This window comes from Candidatus Saccharibacteria bacterium oral taxon 488 (assembly GCA_013100825.1).
Lineage (GTDB): Bacteria > Patescibacteriota > Saccharimonadia > Saccharimonadales > Saccharimonadaceae > Nanosynbacter.
Genome location: CP040001.1, coordinates 614101 through 632062 on the forward strand (window position 1 = coordinate 614101; position 17962 = coordinate 632062).

20 protein-coding genes are annotated in these 17962 nt (G+C 50.7%); 4 read left to right on the forward strand and 16 right to left on the reverse strand.

Translation table 11 applies throughout. The features are described 5' to 3' along the window. Nucleotides 1–6: 6 nt before the first annotated feature. The 8 genes from FBF26_03310 to FBF26_03345 form a co-directional block, all read right to left on the reverse strand. Nucleotides 7–648 carry a hypothetical protein gene (locus FBF26_03310; protein ID QJU10275.1) on the reverse strand — a complete coding sequence of 214 codons (642 nt, stop codon included), beginning with the start codon at nucleotides 646–648 and terminating at the stop codon, nucleotides 7–9. Next, on the reverse strand, nucleotides 648–1610 hold the full coding sequence (locus tag FBF26_03315) for a sugar kinase (protein QJU10276.1): 963 nt from the start codon (nucleotides 1608–1610) through the stop codon (nucleotides 648–650). Before FBF26_03315 ends, FBF26_03310 begins: the two co-directional genes overlap by 1 nt. Beyond that, entirely contained in the window at nucleotides 1610–2521 is a 912-nt protein-coding gene (locus FBF26_03320; protein QJU10277.1) for a class II fructose-bisphosphate aldolase, read from the reverse strand. Before FBF26_03320 ends, FBF26_03315 begins: the two co-directional genes overlap by 1 nt. Before the next feature lie 262 nt (nucleotides 2522–2783). Continuing rightward, the gene (locus FBF26_03325) at nucleotides 2784–3746 is read right to left on the reverse strand and encodes a transketolase family protein (protein QJU10278.1); all 963 of its coding nucleotides are present in this window, start codon (nucleotides 3744–3746) and stop codon (nucleotides 2784–2786) included. Next, nucleotides 3743–4603, reverse strand: a complete 861-nt coding sequence (locus tag FBF26_03330) for a transketolase (GenBank protein QJU10279.1) — start codon at nucleotides 4601–4603, stop codon at nucleotides 3743–3745. Before FBF26_03330 ends, FBF26_03325 begins: the two co-directional genes overlap by 4 nt. A 6-nt stretch (nucleotides 4604–4609) precedes the next feature. Continuing rightward, complete coding sequence (locus tag FBF26_03335) at nucleotides 4610–5260, reverse strand: hypothetical protein (GenBank protein ID QJU10280.1); 651 nt, start codon at nucleotides 5258–5260, stop codon at nucleotides 4610–4612. Next, nucleotides 5257–5709 carry an RpiB/LacA/LacB family sugar-phosphate isomerase gene (locus FBF26_03340; GenBank protein QJU10281.1) on the reverse strand — a complete coding sequence of 151 codons (453 nt, stop codon included), beginning with the start codon at nucleotides 5707–5709 and terminating at the stop codon, nucleotides 5257–5259. The genes FBF26_03335 and FBF26_03340 overlap by 4 nt, the downstream gene beginning before the upstream one ends. Before the next feature lie 63 nt (nucleotides 5710–5772). Next, the gene (locus tag FBF26_03345; protein QJU10282.1) at nucleotides 5773–6462 is read right to left on the reverse strand and encodes an HNH endonuclease; all 690 of its coding nucleotides are present in this window, start codon (nucleotides 6460–6462) and stop codon (nucleotides 5773–5775) included. Nucleotides 6463–6483: 21 nt separating this feature from the next. Here FBF26_03345 and FBF26_03350 point away from each other — a divergent pair, with 21 nt between their 5' ends. Further along, on the forward strand, nucleotides 6484–9000 hold the full coding sequence (locus FBF26_03350) for a M1 family metallopeptidase (protein ID QJU10283.1): 2517 nt from the start codon (nucleotides 6484–6486) through the stop codon (nucleotides 8998–9000). A 130-nt stretch (nucleotides 9001–9130) separates the two neighbouring features. Continuing rightward, nucleotides 9131–9646, forward strand: a complete 516-nt coding sequence (locus FBF26_03355) for a hypothetical protein (GenBank protein QJU10284.1) — start codon at nucleotides 9131–9133, stop codon at nucleotides 9644–9646. A gap of 23 nt (nucleotides 9647–9669) precedes the next feature. Here the strand turns inward: FBF26_03355 and FBF26_03360 are convergent, their stop codons facing one another. The 3 genes from FBF26_03360 to FBF26_03370 form a co-directional block, all read right to left on the reverse strand. Then, nucleotides 9670–10797, reverse strand: coding sequence for a ribonuclease HII (locus FBF26_03360; GenBank protein ID QJU10285.1), 1128 nt, complete (start codon nucleotides 10795–10797; stop codon nucleotides 9670–9672). After that, the gene (locus FBF26_03365; protein QJU10286.1) at nucleotides 10781–11278 is read right to left on the reverse strand and encodes a hypothetical protein; all 498 of its coding nucleotides are present in this window, start codon (nucleotides 11276–11278) and stop codon (nucleotides 10781–10783) included. Before FBF26_03365 ends, FBF26_03360 begins: the two co-directional genes overlap by 17 nt. Before the next feature lie 62 nt (nucleotides 11279–11340). Then, a complete protein-coding gene (locus FBF26_03370) occupies nucleotides 11341–11862 on the reverse strand; it encodes a 50S ribosomal protein L19 (protein ID QJU10287.1) in 522 nt (173 codons plus the stop codon). A gap of 176 nt (nucleotides 11863–12038) precedes the next feature. On the opposite strand from FBF26_03370, the gene FBF26_03375 reads away from it, so the two are divergent. Further along, nucleotides 12039–13172, forward strand: a complete 1134-nt coding sequence (locus FBF26_03375) for an NADP-dependent malic enzyme (GenBank protein QJU10288.1) — start codon at nucleotides 12039–12041, stop codon at nucleotides 13170–13172. A gap of 74 nt (nucleotides 13173–13246) precedes the next feature. Here FBF26_03375 and FBF26_03380 read toward each other — a convergent pair whose 3' ends face one another. Further along, a complete protein-coding gene (locus tag FBF26_03380) occupies nucleotides 13247–14869 on the reverse strand; it encodes a type II/IV secretion system protein (protein ID QJU10289.1) in 1623 nt (540 codons plus the stop codon). 52 nt (nucleotides 14870–14921) lie between these two features. Here FBF26_03380 and FBF26_03385 point away from each other — a divergent pair, with 52 nt between their 5' ends. Continuing rightward, nucleotides 14922–15455, forward strand: a complete 534-nt coding sequence (locus FBF26_03385) for an RNA methyltransferase (GenBank protein QJU10290.1) — start codon at nucleotides 14922–14924, stop codon at nucleotides 15453–15455. On the opposite strand, the gene FBF26_03390 is transcribed toward FBF26_03385, so the two are convergent. The 4 genes from FBF26_03390 to FBF26_03405 all read right to left on the reverse strand — a co-directional run bounded on the left by FBF26_03390 (nucleotide 15452) and on the right by FBF26_03405 (nucleotide 17958). Next, nucleotides 15452–15784, reverse strand: a complete 333-nt coding sequence (locus FBF26_03390; protein ID QJU10291.1) for a hypothetical protein — start codon at nucleotides 15782–15784, stop codon at nucleotides 15452–15454. The genes FBF26_03385 and FBF26_03390 overlap by 4 nt on opposite strands. Before the next feature lie 93 nt (nucleotides 15785–15877). Continuing rightward, on the reverse strand, nucleotides 15878–16795 hold the full coding sequence (locus FBF26_03395; GenBank protein ID QJU10292.1) for a hypothetical protein: 918 nt from the start codon (nucleotides 16793–16795) through the stop codon (nucleotides 15878–15880). A 112-nt stretch (nucleotides 16796–16907) separates the two neighbouring features. Then, nucleotides 16908–17225 (reverse strand): 30S ribosomal protein S10, encoded by a 318-nt coding sequence (gene rpsJ, locus FBF26_03400; GenBank protein ID QJU10293.1) that lies wholly within the window; start codon nucleotides 17223–17225, stop codon nucleotides 16908–16910. A 118-nt stretch (nucleotides 17226–17343) separates the two neighbouring features. Next, a complete protein-coding gene (locus FBF26_03405; GenBank protein ID QJU10294.1) occupies nucleotides 17344–17958 on the reverse strand; it encodes a hypothetical protein in 615 nt (204 codons plus the stop codon). Nucleotides 17959–17962: the final 4 nt, after the last annotated feature.

Below are 17962 nucleotides of genomic sequence, written 5' to 3' on the forward strand. Positions count from 1 at the left end.
GTCAATTCAGACTTTTTGGGATTTCTTCAGGGTATTTGCGTTTTGCTGGGACTTTTTATGAGGTTTTTTGCTAGCAGATTTTTTAGATTTTACGGGCACGGCAGCTGACTTGCGACGTTTTGGTTTAGCGTTAGCTACCGGTAGCTGGAACGGCGACGCTGACTTGACTGGCTCACTGACAGCCGAGGCAACATAGCAAATCCCGCCCTCGCAGACGACACGCTCAACAGTCGGCGTGTGCGTGCGTGGATGAGCTGAAAAACGACGAGTTATTTCATAGCCAAGCCCGCGCTTACCAGATTCGATACAGTGCTGGCCGTACGGTAACTGATGATGATAATTTTCGACGATATCCACTGGATGAAACGAGATAACCTGCCCGTCAAAATCCATCATCACCCAGTCGCTGGCTCTCGCCCAGGCTGTCTGATCAAGCCGCGGCGCAGCAGCCATTAGCGCCTGGTACACTTCTCTACCCGTCGTATCTGCTGGATCAAGCCCAAGCGCACGAATAATTGAGTGGGCTCGAGCTAGAATCTCAGTGATTAGCCTGACATCACTGTCATCACCAGCCATTCGCCTGAGCTCACTGACGGCGACTCGTGTCTGCACTGAATCACCCAATAATTTTGTTAAGTTTCTTGACATTAAAACTCCTTTTCGCTTAGTGGCATGGTATGTAGTCGTGCACCTTGATATAAGATACCGGTTTTGGCACCAATATGATTGACGACCGAGCTTGAATTTGCGCTGGCAAATACTACTGCGTCCTTTAACTGAGCGCCATAAGCCCACTGACTCAAAAAACCACTGGCAAATGCATCACCTGCACCAGTCCGATCAATTGCTGGCACGTCCTCGTACATCGCCGCTCTGACAATCGTTACGCCATCAGACGCCATCGAACCGTTCACACCGTCTGTCAGCAACACTACCGGTACGAGCTCTTTCGCTCGCCGCACCAGCTGTTCCAGATCATCACCCGGCACTAACTGTTGCATCTCTTCTTTATTCAGCGCCAATACCTCCACATCATCCAGCAGTCCCATTAACTTATCGCGCTGTACTAGCTCTCGCTTACCTGGATTAAAGCAAATTTTCATACCAGCTGCTCGCGCCTCACGAAATACCTTATCCAAAACTGTCATCTGACCCGCCAGCGTTGACACATATAGCCAATCAGCCTCAATATCCGCCACGGTAAAATCAGCCACGTGATAATGCGTCGATGCACCACGATACGTCAAGATTGTCCGTTCACCGTTTGGTGCCAACAGCAAGACTGAGTAGCCCGTATTATATTGCTGGGAAAATCGAACATATCGTGTATCAACATTCTCGGCGTCCAGATCATCCAACACCGCCTGGCCAGCCGGATCACGGCCGACAACGCCCAAAAACATCACTTCGTGGCCCTGCCTGGCAAAGGTCACGGCGGCATTCGTCGCACCACCACCCGTCGAAAAATGGATCTGGTTGACGTCTGCCTTGGCACCAAGTTCTAACTTAGCAAAACAACGTTCTGGGCTCTCACACACCGGTTTCAATGCGTCCGACTGACTTAAAAAAACATCTTGCACACCAGCACCAACAGTAATAATTTTTGCCACTACACCACTGCCTTTCCGGCTGAGCCAAAGGCTTGAATTTTCGCCTCAACTACTTCCTGAACAGCAGCATATACCGGTGGCATCAGTTTGACGATGGCGTATTCGTTCGGATTTTCACGCAAGGTCTTTTCCAGCGTCGTGCGGAAAGCGTAACGCATATCGGAATTGATATTAATCTTAGAAACGCCAATTTTCGCCGCATCCTTAAAATAATGCAGTGGTGTGCCTGATCCGCCATGAAGCGAAATCTGACAGTGCAGCGCCTCGCGGATGCGTCCTAATAATTCCAAATCCAACACTTTCGGCACCGGATACAGCCCATGCAAATTACCAACTGCCGCCGCAAAGGTGTCAATTCCCGTTGCCTCTACGAAATCACGCGCGCCTTCTGGCGTAGAGAAAGTTTTCTTAATTTCTTCATAGTCAATCGCCTCAGTATGGACGTTTGACGAACCCCAAAAATAATGCGGCTCCGATTCCACTAACGCGCCGGTAAACTTGGCGTACTCGACAACTTCGCGAGTTTTGGCGATGATTTCCTCATCCGAAGCATCGTGATTTGCCTGGGAAATATCGATATGCACAAACTCATAGCCCGCGTCAATCGCCCGTTTACAGCCCTCCACTGTCGGCCCGTGATCCAAGTTCAAATACATCTCAATGCCGTACTCGGCCTTATAATTATCTACCAGATCGCGGACATTTTCCAGGCCCATAGCCCGCACCTCGGCATCCGACACTTCGACCAGCACCGGTGATTGGAGCTTCTGCGCCGCTCGCGCCACCGCGATCAGCGTTTCTTGATTATCAATATTAAACGCACCGACCGCAAAGTGCTGCGCCCGTGTCCGCTGCATCAAATGGCGTGCATGCGTGGTATTGCGCCGAATGTCAGAAATTGTCAGTCCCATAACCTCGCTTTATCCTCCATATTACTTATGGTTATTATAGCAGCGGTGACGGAAAATGAAAAGAGGCGAAGGGGTTTTACGATTTATTTTTGTACGGCTTTCGTCAAAATGCTGGCCTTATCTTTTGGTTCATCATGGGGTCAATCCTGATGAGGGAACTTGGTATTTTTACTTATGCAGCAGCATGGGAGATCGCGACACTCGTGACAATTTCCTGTATAGCTGTGGACGCTCGAGAAATTCCCTGGCGTCTGCGCAAGCCTTAAATAAATGAAAGGTCATCTTTTACGTGCCGGACAACTGCTTCGACATCTAGTCCATGCTTTTGCCATAATTCAGCTACCGAGCCGCTTTCGCCGAACTGGTCGCGGACGCCGATGCGCTTTATTTTCACCGGTAATTTTTCACTGAGTACTTCCGCCACCGCACTGCCAAATCCGCCGGTGATTTGCCCTTCTTCTGCTGTCACCACACGGCCGCATTTTTGGGCGGCGGCAACGACCGCTGCTTCGTCCAGCGGCTTGATAGTGTTAAAATGCACGACTTCTGCCCGAACGCCGGCGTACGCCAATTGTTCTGCCGCCATGAGCAGCTGATACGTCATCGTGCCAGTACCCAGCAGCGCCACATCGGTACCCTGCCGCAGTACAGACGCTCGGCCAATCGCCACTGTGCCATCCAAAAACAGCGGCATGTCAGCTCGCGGCAATCGCACGTAATTTGGCCGCGGATCAGCTGCCATCACTGCTGCCATCATTTCGGCCTCGTAGGCATCGCCCGGTGCCAAGACTACCATGTTTGGTAAACTCCGCATCAGCGCGATGTCCTCTAACATCTGGTGCGTCGCACCATCCGCACCAACATTCAGCCCGGCATGTGAACCGACCAGCTTGACCGGCTGATCATTCAGGCAAATCGTCGTCCGAATTTGCTCCCAATTCCGCCCCGGGCTGAACGCCGCATAACTGGCCGCAAACGGGATATTACCCATCGCTGCTAACCCTGACGCTACTGTTACCAAATTTTGCTCTGCCACACCAACCTCGATAAACCGCGGTGCACCGATTTGCTCAGCAAATTCGCCAAAGCCGACGCTATCTGCCAGGTCAGCGCTTAAGGCCACAATTTGGGAATTGTTCAATGCCGCGTGAACTAACCCACGACCAAAACCAAGCCGCATCGACGCGGTATTTCCCGTGCGCCAATCGTCCCGCAATACGCTCATACGCCCATCCCTTCTTCTGGCCGTTTCTTGGCTGATAGATCTAATTGCGCCAGCGCTGCGGCGGCCTGCTCAGCATTCGGCGCCTTGCCGTGCCACCGATAATCACCCTCCATAAAATCAACGCCGCGCCCGGGTATCGTATGCGCGATGATAATGCTCGGCTGCTCGCGCACTGCCTGTGCTGCTTCAATTGCCGCGATAATTCGCGCCATGTCATGCCCGTCAATTTCCTGCACCTGCCAGCCGAAACTGCGCCATTTCTCGCCCAAATCATCCAGCGGCATGACCTGCTCAGTACTGCCGCCAATTTGAATAGTATTACGGTCAATGATGGCGATCAGCTGGCCTAATTTATACTTAGCTGCAAACATCGCTGCCTCCCAAATATTGCCTTCATTAAGTTCACCGTCACCTAAACTACAATATACAAGGCGATCTGAGCTCTGTAAGTGCTGCAGATAGTACGCCATGCCAGCAGCCTGGCTGAGACCGCAGCCTAACGGCCCACTGGTCGTCTCTAGCCCTGGTAATTTCACTCGCTCCGGATGCCCTTGTAGCCGCGAGCCCAACTGCCGCAAACTCATTAACTCTGATTCCGATAAAAATCCGCGCATCGCCATCGCTGCGTATAGCAGTGGCGCATAATGGCCGTTACTCATGACGAACAGATCGCAATCAGACCAATCCGGCTCTTCTGGCCGCAATCTAAGCATCTGAAAATACAACACCGCCATCACATCAGCAAACCCCAGCGGTCCCGCCACATGACCGCTGCCGGCGGCTGCTACTTGACGAATAACCAGCTGTCGTAGTTCTCGCGCCCTCTCTTCTAGCCGGCTAATCGTGAGTTCGCTCATAGCAAACTACCCGAGCACACCCGTCTTGCTAATTTCCTGCTGGAGTTTAGCGAACATTGCCGGCGGATCAGTCGCTTTTTGAATTGTCCCGCCAACATTCAGTATGTTCACACCGCCCTGAACAAGGCTATAAGCATTGTCGACCATCACACCACCATCCCAGCCAATTTCAACGTTCGGATTAATCATCTTGACGAGCCGAATTTTTTCCAGCTGCATCAGGCTGGCTGTTCCGCCAAATTTGCCTAGCTCACCGCTGAAAATCAAGACATGCTCTGCTTCCTTAATAAGTTCTTCAACAGTTTGCGGCACCGTTGGTCTCAATAGTGCCAATCCAGCCATGATACCTGAACGTTTAATTTCCTTGAGTGCCCCCAACACGTCGCCTTCGGCCTCAGCATGAATGATAATCAAGTGCGGTCTCAGCGTGATCAACTTCGGCACATACTCATCCAGTTTGTTCACCATGGCATGAATATCAATCGTCCAACCTTCTGGTGCCCATAACTCTGGAATACCAATCGTAACGGTTGGCGCAAATTCACCATCAGTCAAATCAATATGTACCCGCTCGGCAAAGCCAGTGATTCTATCAACCTGCTCTTTGTATTGCTGGGCATTTTCTGCCAAAATTGCCGGGGCGATAACACTACTCATACGATTTCATCCAGTTGCGCATTGCGCCGATTATACCGCGGGGCATCCGCGTATGCAGTATTGAGCCACGTTTCAACAATGCCCTTCCAGGCAACTTCGTTATCCTCGAGAACCCTAGCCGGCAGACATAGTACATTCGAATTATTGTCACGCCGTGTCATCCTCGCTTCATGTGCATCCCAAATCACACTGGCGCGGATCCCCTTGAAACGATTCGCCGCCATGCACATGCCCTGACCGCCGCCGCAAATTAAAATTGCCCGTGGCTCATCCTCGCCATCACCAATCACTCGCAGCGCTGCCGCTGCCGCAAACTGCGGAAAGTCGTCATCAGGATTAAGCTCACGACCACCGACATCTTCGACCACGTAACCATTCTTTGCCAAATACGCAAATACTTTTTCTTTCAATGCAAACCCTCGATGATCTGAGCCAAGATAAATCTTCATGGGTTTAGTATAAGCGGTTTGGGCGATATTTGCAACTAATCAAGTCCTTGGAAGCTCAACTCATCACGTCGAGCCGCAGCTGGCCAACACCTTGCCCATCGCCTCTTTTTCTGCATTTGTTACCCACAGACGATATTTACGCTTAACCGCTACCTGCCGTTCAATGTACTGACAGCGAAACGGTTTGTTAGGAGGCAGCCAGGTTGCCGCGTCGCCATCGCCTTTGGCTTGGTTGGCCGGACCGTCAGCAGCCAACAAATTCAGCGGGTCGTTTGCCAATTTTTCTCGTTCCTCACGTGGTAGTTGCTGTGCACCTTTCTGCCACGCATCACTCAACGCCACCACGTGATCGATTTGTACTTTCGACGAGGTCTCTGGCCCGCGCTGAAACTTGATCGTTCGGCCGGTATACGGGTCACGTAGTGTCCCGGCCAACACGCGACATTTATCGTCAATTTTTGTTTCCGTTAGATCCCGCGCCAAAATTACTTCACGCACCGAGCAGCCACTCATTTTACCCCAACCATCACTAAATTGTTTGCGGCTGTAGCCCGTTTTAGGTGCGCGACCTTTAACCTCTAGTTTAGCTAACTCCGCTTGAGCGTTTGAATCACCAAATAATTTCCGCTGCATGGACGGCGAAGTCGGCGCGACCCGCGGCTGCTGCAGTTGCACCGCCCACACTACTGCACCCACCACCGCCATGACAAGCAGTACCATGATTTGCCGACGCCTTATTTTCCCCGTTGCCATAATCTATATTATAATGAAAGTATGAAAACAGTTCCACGCCTACTCGACACCTTTATACCACATCATTACACATTAACTCTCGATCTGACGCACGCTGAAGAAAAAGCGTTTTCTGGCACGGTAATCATTTCTGGCGAGTCAACTAATGAATTAATTTCGCTACACACCAAAGACTTGACCATTCATTCAGCGTTAATTGACGATCAGCCAGCTGAGTTTTCCCATGATGAATTTGATGAGCTGCGCCTATCGCGCCCAGATTTATCCAGCGGCCAGCGCACCGTTCGTGTTGAGTTTTCTGGCACTATCACCGACGCCATGCATGGACTGTATCCGTGCTACTTTACCCACGACGGCGTGAAAAAGCAATTGTTTGCCACCCAATTTGAATCGCACCATGCCCGCGAAGTCTTTCCGTGTGTTGATGAGCCAGCTGCCAAAGCCACCTATGACGTCACGCTTGTGACTGCTCCGGAACTAACCGTCCTAGGCAACATGCCCGTCGCCAAATCTTCTAAAGACGACGGCGTGCTAACAACCACCTTCGCCACCACACCACGGATGAGCAGCTACTTACTGGCTTTCGTTGTCGGCGAACTACACAAGAAAACTGCCCGCACTAAATCTGGCGTCGAGGTAAATGTCTGGGCCACACCAGCTCAGAGCGAGGAGACCCTAGATTTTGCGCTAGATATCGCCACGCGCTCCATTGATTTTTACGATGAATATTTTGGCGTGCCATATCCGCTGCCAAAATCCGATCACGTAGCGCTGCCAGATTTCTCTTCGGGCGCCATGGAAAACTGGGGACTCATCACCTACCGCGAAAGTTGCCTGCTGGCTGATCCGAAATTAACGCCGGAATCGTCCAAACGCTTTATCGCCACCGTCATCTCTCACGAACTCAGCCACCAGTGGTTTGGTAATTTGGTGACCATGCAGTGGTGGAATGACCTGTGGCTGAACGAAAGTTTCGCTAACATGATGGAATACGTGGCGATCGACGCACTACACCCTGAGTGGCGGATGTGGGAGGAATTTGCGACAAGCGAGGTCACCGCGGCACTGCGGCGCGATAGCCTGGACGGTGTCCAGCCAGTGCAGGCCGACGTTAATCATCCGGATGAGATCAGCACGTTGTTTGACCCAGCAATTGTCTATGCAAAGGGCGGGCGTCTACTGGTGATGGTACGGCGGCTGATCGGCGAGGAGGCGTTTCGTGCAGGGCTGAAGTCATATTTTGAAAAATTTGCTTACCAAAACACTGTTGGTAATGATTTATGGCAGGAGCTAGAAACCGCCAGCGAACAGCCGATTGTTGACTTGATGAACACTTGGATTTCGCAGCCAGGTTTGCCGATTGTACAGGTCGAGCAAGATAGTTCTGATAGACAACCTACCGCCACCCTGCGCCAGGAACGCTTTTTCATCGGTGATCATCAGCCGTCCGACGTCCTGTGGCCGATTCCGCTGTTCGCCAATCAGCCGCTTGATGATATTCTGACCGAGCGCGAGAAAACATTTACGATAAATAGCGACGTTCGACTGAACTGCGGACTGAACGGACATTTCGTAACGCATTACGACTCAGTAATGCGAGACCGATTGATCGAAAAGGCGGCAGAATTACCGACATTAGATAAAATTTGCTTACTGCAAGACATGACACTGCTAACACGGGCTGGACGAGAAAGTTCGGCGGCGCTGCTACCGCTGGCACGCGTTTTTCAGCACGAGACCAATGAGAAGGTTTTTAGTATGGCGGCCGGTGCGCTGGCGGAATTACGGAAATTTGTTGACGATAACGAAGCAGGACGTGCTCGGCTAAAGCAGATTTCTGCTGAATTTGCCCACGATACCTTCATGGAACTTGGCTGGGATAAACGGAGCGGCGAGTCTGATGATGATCACGAGCGGCGCACGGCAGCGCTGGGTTTGATGTTATATGGTGAGGATTCAGTAGCGCTCACGGAGGCCAAACGACGCTTTGACGAAACCGACCCAGATGATTTACCAGCTGAGATTCGCCCGCTGATCATCAACGCCAATGTCAGACAGTTTGAGACGCCAGAAATGATTGACAAGCTTTTTACGATATATCAGAATACGCCGTCAGCCGACCTGCAGGTTGATATCGCACTAAGCTTGACCTCGACGAAGAATCCAGCAACTACCGAGCAAATTTTAACAGCGATCAAGGATACTACTATCATACGTCCACAAGATGCCAGCCGCTGGTTTATTTATCTGATCCGTACGCGGGAAAACCGGCAAATTGCTTGGAATTGGCTGAAAGAAAATTGGTCGTGGGTGAAAGATACCTTTGGCGGCGATAAAAGCTACGATACTTTTATCCGCTACGCCGCCAGCGCTCTGTTGACCCGTGATGAGCTAAACGATTTCACCGAATTTACCACGCCGCTGCGCGCCGAACCAGCCCTGACCCGCACCATTGATCTGGGCATCCGCGAAATCGCTGGCAGAGTAGCACTGATTGAGCGGGATCAGGCCGCGGTTATTGATGCGCTTAATAAGTAATGTGAGTTATACGCTTTTACTATTGACTTATGTAATATCAAGTGGTATAATCACGGATAAACATTTAGTCACACTGAGTGGAGTTGGCACGTGTTTGAGGTAATAAATTAACTCAATTTAAGGAGATTCTATGGGAAATCACAACACTATTGGTAGCCAGGGAGACCGGAGAGATACACTACACCAAATAGCTGACACCGCGCGTAGGCTGGGGCAAAAGGCCGTGGCTTGGGCTTTAATGGCTGGCACAGCCGCATTTGGAGTCGTAGGCTGCTCAGGGAAGAGAACCACCGAACACAAGACTGTCTCCGTGGCTTGCGGCCACGATTCGTTAGCAGTACCGCAGATTGAGAGTGCTGAAACTTACGAATATAATATAACTAGAGAGCCAAGGCTCGGAGTAGTTACTGTTGGTTGCCCCGGCGGCGGCAATGTCATAGTTACTGGTATAAATGAACCAAGCAGTAATCCTACGCCAAGGGGTGAGCTATTTCCACATACTCTTGAGATAACCGCCCTTTGCTCACGAGGCGACACAGGCTTCAAAACACGCGTTATCGACACGCCAGCCGGCAACAATATATTTGAAGCCACCATAGAAGACTGTTCCATCGAAAGTGCAGTAATCAACCGAGACCCTAACTAACGACACATCGCCAAATTTATACCCTACACCACTAGGCATTCGGCGTTGTAATCCCTGTCGACAGCTATAGCTAACATCCGCATATCACGCCCCTCGTGTTGCGGATGTTTTATCATAAATAGCTCAGCTGCAAAGCGCATTTGTCGCTGTTTTTTGTTGGTAATCGCCGCCAAGCCATCACCATATCTGGAATTCTTGCGATATTTGACTTCGGTGAAATACAGCACATCGTCTTTTATGCTGACGATGTCAATCTCGCAGTACCGCGTCCGCCAGTTGCGGGCAATAATCTCATGACCATCAGTCGTCAGCCAATCTGCGGCGGCTTGCTCACCCCTATCCCCAATTTGGCGAGTTGTTGCTAATTTTTCCGTTTCTGGAGCGGTATTTGGTACATCGATTTGCATAACATCTTCGGTGTCTACAAAATCGACTGGAGTGATATCCTCGGAAAAAATTTGGGCAACTTTACGTGGGTCCCGAATTATTTTCTGAGGATATCCGACAGGCGACTCATTCGGTAGAGCACTTGACTTTTTCTGGTGCAGATTCTGTGACTTCATGCTACCCACATACTTTTGTAGCGGCGCAAAGCTCAACCGATGCAGCGGCGTCACACCCAGCCGCTCAATCGCCGCCTGGTGCTTGGCCACGCCATAGCCAGCATTTGACGCGAAGCCATACCCCGGATAGACCACGTCTTGCTCAGCCATAAACTGGTCACGCGCTACTTTGGCGATAATCGACGCCGCCGACACGCCGGGGATCAAACCATCGGCCTTGGCCATCACCGTCACGTATCGCTCCAGTGCCGTATCCGCCAAAAAATTAACCGTCCCGTCAATGATAATTTCATCAAACGCCACATTATTCGCTTTACACTGCGACTGAATTTGCTTCACCGCCCGCCGCGTCGCCAGCCGTAATGCCTGGCTCATGCCAACGTCGTCCAATTCACTGGCACTCACCCAGCCTAGCGCCCAGGCAGCCGCCTGCTCACGAATTACCTCGTCCAGCGTCTCGCGGCGTTTTTTAGTCAACTTTTTACTATCATCCAAACCCTCAATCTCGGCACCGCCCAAAATCACCGCACCGACCACCAGCGGCCCCGCCCATGGCCCGCGTCCAACTTCATCAATGCCGAGAATCATGCGCGTGCTGGCCCTTTTTTGCCGCTAATCTTACGACCACCCAACCAAGCCACACCGCCGCCGTGCCCAATGTGTTCGCCAAGATATCCCAATTGGTATCGTCTAACGTGATGTGCGCCAAACCAACCTTGACCATAAATAATTCCGCCAGTTCATTGATACAGCCCAGCGCCGACACCAACGCAAACACCGAGAACGCCATCACCAACCAGTGCGCCCGCCAGCGTGTCGCCAGCACCAAATATACCCACACTAGTCCCGTAAACAACCCGCCGCCCACGAAATGCGTCGTAAAACTGGTGTCTCGCCCCTCAATGAGCGGCGACGGCAAATACCACGAGATGAAGAATAACACACAGGCAAGGTATAACAACCAGCGATACTTCTTTTCGTTGGTGAAGCCATGGCGGCGCAACACATATGGCACTGCACACGCCAAAGCCACCGGAACAAACACAGAGATATAGTGAAAGATCGACATATTGGCATTATACCATGAGAAAACCGCCCCCAGAGAGAGCGGCCTATGTGTCTCAAAACTAATTACGCTTCTTTGTGGCGAGCTGCGACCTCGGCAGCCTTGGCGTCAAGTTCTGCCTGAGCAGCGTCTTTTTCGGCTTGCTTGGCAGCGGCAGCCTGTGCGGCCTCCTCTTTCAAGCGTTCAGCTTCTGCTTCAGCCTTGGCGTCATGCACGTTGTTGACAGCTACGCGGTCAAAGTTTTTGGCAGTCAAGCGAGCTGATTTACCAGAGCGCTTACGCAAGAAGCTGAGGAACTTGCGGCGAACCTTAGCGCGGCGGACAATTTCCACTTTCTCGATCAGCGGGCTGTGCAGCAAGAATGATTTTTCCACACCAACACCTGAAGCAATTTTACGAACGGTGATGCGTGAGGTGTGTGACTGTTTGTTGTCGGTGCGAATAACCACACCTTCAAACATCTGGATACGCTCTTTGTTGCCTTCCTTAATTTTCTGGTACACACGCACGGTGTCACCACTGCGGACATCAACAACTGCTTGCTTTTTCTGTGCTTGATTGACTTTGTTGATTAGTTCAAAACTCATACTGTTTTCCTCTGTTTCGGGATCTTAACAGCTGGCCATATAGTTGTATCCCTATAGCTCCACACTGAAAGACTCGATATTTAATGTCACCGATACAATTAGTTATCAATTCTAGCACAATTACCCAAAGATAGCAACTCCTGAAAACTTCACCAAACTGCGCTATAATTGACCGCATGGATTACAATACACTAGCACTTGAATTACACAAGAAATATAAGGGTAAAATTACTACCAGCTTGCGCGACCAGGAGAAACTGGACCGTGACAAATTAAGCGCCTATTACAGCCCAGGCGTGGGTGCGGTCAGCCAGGCGATTGCCGAAAACCCAGCGGATTTACCAAAGTACACCTGGACGAATAATCTAGTCGGCGTGATTTCTGACGGCTCAGCGATTTTAGGCTTGGGCGATTTGGGACCGAAAGCCGCCATGCCGGTGATGGAAGGCAAGGCGCTGCTGTTCAAGCATTTCGCTAATGTCGACGCTGTGCCGGTTGTACTGGACGTTCACCAACCAGAAGAAATTATTGCCACGATCAAGGCAATCGCACCGAGCTTTGGGGCGATTAACCTGGAAGACATCGCCGCACCAAAATGTTTTGAGATTGAAGAGCGCCTGAAGGCTGAGCTGGACATCCCCGTGTTTCATGACGACCAACATGGTACAGCGATAGTGGTGTTGGCGGGGCTGATCAATGCCGCGAAATTGACGAGACGAAATTTGGCAGACTGTAAATTTGTAGTCATTGGCGCGGGCGCAGCCGGTACGGCCATCATCAAATTATTGCACTTATACGGCGCGAGGAACATCATGGCAGTAGATAGCCGCGGCATTGTTGGTGCGTCTCGCACTGATTTGAATGCGGAAAAAACTGCACTGTTAGAATACGTCGACGCTTCACAATCCGGCTCCATTGACGACGCCATCACCGATGCTGACGTGTTTATTGGTGTGTCGCGCGCTGGGCTGCTCACACCTGAATTGGTACAGAAAATGGCCGAGGATCCAATCATCTTTGCCCTGGCAAACCCGGTACCAGAAATCATGCCAGACGTCGCCCGAGAGGCGGGCGTAGCAGTCATCGCTACTGGCCGCAGCGATTTTCCAAACCAAATTAATAATTCCCTGGCCTTCCCAGGTATCTTCCGCGGGGCGCTCGATCATGGTGTGAAAAAAATCACCGACCAGCACAAACTCGCAGCAGCCAAAGCACTGGCGGCACTAGTTGAAAACCCAACGGCCGATGAAGTCATTCCTTCGCCATTTGATGAGCGAGTGCCGTCAACCGTCGCTCGTGTTATCACATAACCCTATTCGCATATGCTAACAATCATAATGGAAACCGTCGGAGTGATGGCCTTAGCGTGGCTTTTTGATGTCCACTAGATAACTCGATTAACTTCCTCAAGTGTCGTCTCGCCGCGCAAAGCCGCTAGCACGCCCGCCTGCAGCAGCGTCACCATGCCATGTTTCTTGGCTGTAGCCTCAATCGCCTCGGTGTGCACATCAGCAATATCGCCACGTAGAAACTTCTGAATTTCCTCAGTCACCACCAATTGCTCCATCACTGGGATACGCCCCTTGTAGCCAAACGGCACCTCGTCGGTCGCCACGGGTCGCCACAGCTTGAACGTATCAAGATCAGGACAATCAACATGTGACGGTAGATCCCGCAAGACCTCCTTTACCCAGTTGCGTGTTGCCTCATCTGGTTCATACTCTTCCTTGCTCTCATCATGCAGGCGCCGCACCAGCCGCTGAGCGATCAATAGGCGCACCGCTGAACTAAAAATTGGATTCTGCCCGATCATATCAATAATTCGACTAAATGCCGCTGACGTCGAGTTAGCATGAAAGCTTGACAGCACCAGATGCCCGGTAATCGACGCCTGAATTGCTGTCTTGGCCGTTTCCTGATCACGGATCTCGCCAACCATCACCACGTCCGGGTCGAGGCGCAGCACACTACGCAGCCCATCATCAAACCGCTGGCCAGCCGTCGTATCAATCGGGATCTGCGTAATGCCGGGAATGGTATTTTCTACTGGGTCTTCCAGTGTAATCACTTTACGATCCGGCGTATTGAGCGCATTGAGAATGCTGTACAAAGTCGTTGACTTACCCGAGCCAGTTGGCCCAACTAACAGCACCAGACCACGCGGATGGGAAATGATCTCATCAATTTGCGCCCGCTCAGCCGCACCGATACTGAGCAAGTCTAGGTTCAACATCGAGGTGTCAAAATTAAATAAGCGCAGCACTACGTCTTGACCATACATGGTTGGCACTGCTTCGACACGGAGGTTAAGGAGGTGTGATATACCGTCACGATGGATTTCTTGCTGCATGTGCCCCGACTGCGGCTCATTGGACGCCGTCGAAATATTTGCTCGCGAAGCCAGCGCCGCCATGATAACTCGATAACGATCACGGCCCAGCTCCGCCACCGAGTGCAGCGCGCCATCAACGCGCATCCGCACCCGAATAGTATCGCGCTGATTCTCAATATGAATATCCGACGCATTCAGCCGATCCGCCTGATCGATCAAATAGTTAAACACGTCGTTCGTGCCGACGGTCGCTAATGTCTGGCTGACCTGCTGGAGTGTGTCACTATCACCCTCTTTGGCAATTTCGATATTATCATAAATCACTTTCTTTGGCGGATCAAATCGCAGCATTAACGACCTAAAGCCCGAGGCCGATATTAGAAAGAACTTAGCAATAATACCCTGCTCGCGGTAGTTATTAGTCATCGTTGCTACTAATGATTGTGGTGTCTGTGACGTAATGCCAAACCGATATGACTGCTCGTCAGGGTTTATCGCCAGCGGCACAACGTGTCCGTTATACATCTCTTCAATCGTCAAAATATCACGAATCAGCGGAATTGTCTGCTCAAACTCGCGAGCATCCAGATACTGCAGGCCTAAAATCGCCGCTCGTTTCCGGGTCGCGTCTTCATCTTGATCGCGACGTTGTTGTTGAATTCGATCTTCATCCATCAACCTTATTATAGCAAAAAGCTTATCCTTGGGCGAGTGCTATAATGATATCATGCCAGAAATTACCCTCCTCATGCACAATATTCGCTCGACGTACAATGTCGGTGCAATTATGAGAACAGCCGAAGGCTTTGGCGTCAGACAAATTATCTTTAGCGGCTATACGCCGTACCCCGATTTACGATTAGCCGATCCCCGGTCTATCGATCCAAGGCTGCCGCACATTACCGAAAGGTTGACCGCCCAGATTCACAAGACTGCGCTAGGCGCAGAAACAATGCTGCCCTTTAGCTACGTAGTTGATATTCACCAGTGGTTGGCGGAGAATGCCAGCAGGGAACGCTTACCTGTGATTGCCCTAGAGCAGTCAGCGTCGAGTACAGAGCTCAATACGTTCCGGCCACCAACCCGCTTTGCCCTACTCCTCGGCGAGGAGGTCTATGGCATTGAGCCGGACATTCTAGCGCGGTGCGATCACATTGTCGAAATCCCCATGCAGGGTGCTAAAGAGTCATTTAATGTCTCAGTTGCGGCCGGTATCGCACTCTACGGCCTCTGTTTTTCGCTAAATATAACCCCGGGCTAGATCATAATCCCTACGGGCGTAAATGATGTCACAATTGCCATTAAAATCAGCGTCACGTACCAAATCTTGCGATTAAATTGATACTTCTCGACCGACACCACTAAAAGCAGGCCGACAATCAGTCCAACCGGCAGCGCCTGGATCGCTACCACACCCAGCTCAATCGGCTGCTTCAGTCGCAACCACAATGCCGCCAGCACGACACACACCACCAACTTTACGAAAAAGGTGCTGTCATTTTCATACAGCCGCTCCCGACCTTTGCGGTTGGTAATGATACTTGCCTTTGAGCGATTACGAGCGTACGTTCGTGATTTTTGTTTTGCCATAAGCTTTTTTATCATATCATACCAGGCGCACCATAGCAAAGCAGCCCCGCACACAAAGCGAGGCTGCCCTAAGTTTAGGTTACGAGAAATAAATTACCACATATTTGTCAGGTGGACCGACTTAAATCCATTCCAACCGTGACCAACTTCTATTGAACCACTACTAAACGGCCAATTCATATTGCCGCTATTTGTATATTGCAGCAACCGTCCATCTTTCGTCCGGCCAACAATATCCGCCAAGCTATCGGCATTCATATTACCGAGCATAATCGTATCAAATCCATTCCAGCCGTGACCGATTTGACGACCACTCTCAAACATTGTTGTCTTGTTGTCGCGTCCACGATTGAGATATGCCCACATCGTACCGTCCCGGTGTACCGCGACGATGTCATCATAGCCATCCCCATTTAAGTCACCAGCGACAATTGATCGAAAATTCTTCCAGCCATGACCAATCTGACGAGCCTCATCTGACACAAAATCATACACTCCTTCAAGCTTCTTGTAGCGTAGATAGACTTTGCCTGCCATCAAGTTACCGTTGTTATCAACATAAACATGTGAGGCCGGGCTGTCTTTACCGTGCAGCTTGGCGAACACTGCATCACCCTGATAGTCAATATCGCTGGCGACTGGCTTGTCAGCAAATGGTGTCGTCGTGGAGCCATTATTGCGGAACACTTGAGCCTTTTGATTTTTTGGGTAGGCAACAATATCCGGACGACCATCACCGTCCATATCGGCGAATGTAATGTTTGTGTACCCGTCAAATCCCTGACCGATCTTTGTTGAACCGCCGCTAAATGGCCAGCCTGGAATAGCGTTATTCTGATACAGCCATAACGAGCCGTCCTTATTCAGGCCAATCGCATCACTGAAAGCAGCGACATTCTCGATAGCATTCGCAACCGGTGCACCACTCAGCACCAAGCCAAACACCGTCGCCGACAGTCCGAGCACCGTTACTGTTTTCTTTAGTATTCCCATACATCCCTCCACCGTCATAGACGGTATTTATTTAGTACACTCCTACCGTACTACGTTTTCTACATAAAAACAATCCCGCTTATGCTTATCAAGCGGGATCGTGGTAAATTCTGCTGTACGATTAGGGAAATTACATCCGAATCTCAGCGTCAACACCAGCCGGTAAGCTCAGATTCTGCAGGCTATCAATCGTTTTTGGTGTGGCATTAGTAATGTCAATAAGGCGCTTATGGGTGCGCATCTCGTAACTCTCGCCGCCCATTTTGTAGACGTGCGGGCTTTTTACTACCGTGTAGGTACTGCGACGAGTCGGCAGCGGCACAGGGCCAGCTACGCTCGCGCCGGTGCGAATTGCCGTATCGATAATTTGTTTTGCTGACTGGTCGATGACTTTATGGTCGTACGCTTTCAGGCGAATACGAATCTTGATACCAGTGTCTTGAGCCATAGCTCCTCCTTTATGTGCGACTCCGTAACCTCTGCTCACGTCCATGCCTCGCGGACGGCCGAGTTCTCGGAGTAAATTAATACTGCCCGGCAATTATATCACAATACCTGAAGTATGGCTAGTCAAGAACCACCGGATTTGCTGCCACCCACTGGCGCCACTGCGCGACATCTTCAATCGGTGGCCGATAACCCATAGCTTCACCTAACTGGCTCGCCGCCAAAATACAGGCTGCAATATAATCGGCATTAGCTTCGTGGTCAGACCGGACATATTCTTGGTATTGTTCACTAGTATAGTCCACCGGTAGAGGTACGATGGTATTATCTATCTCACCAAAAACCTGCATTACCTTTTCGTCAAGCTGGATTACGTGCCCTAACTCATGACAAAACGCTATCAACCCGACGATTTGACGACCTATTTCTGTATCCTCAAGTCGCTCACGTGGCACACCCAATCGAGACGACATCCGCGCTATGAGATTCGGACTAGACAGCGTCTCCCTCGTGCCGATGACAATCATTGGAATTTTCTCACCATCCCATACTTCACCCTCACCACCTCTGAAGTCACCACTGTTCTCATCAATAACAATTTGCATCTCCTCTAGTGTCCGAGCCGGAAACAAATTCAAGGCGGTCTCGTAAATATCACCTGCTAGCGGATTGATATACTCACCAAGTGTTTCGACTCTTAATTTTTGCGCTTTTTTGTGCGACAACTCTTCCATAGTA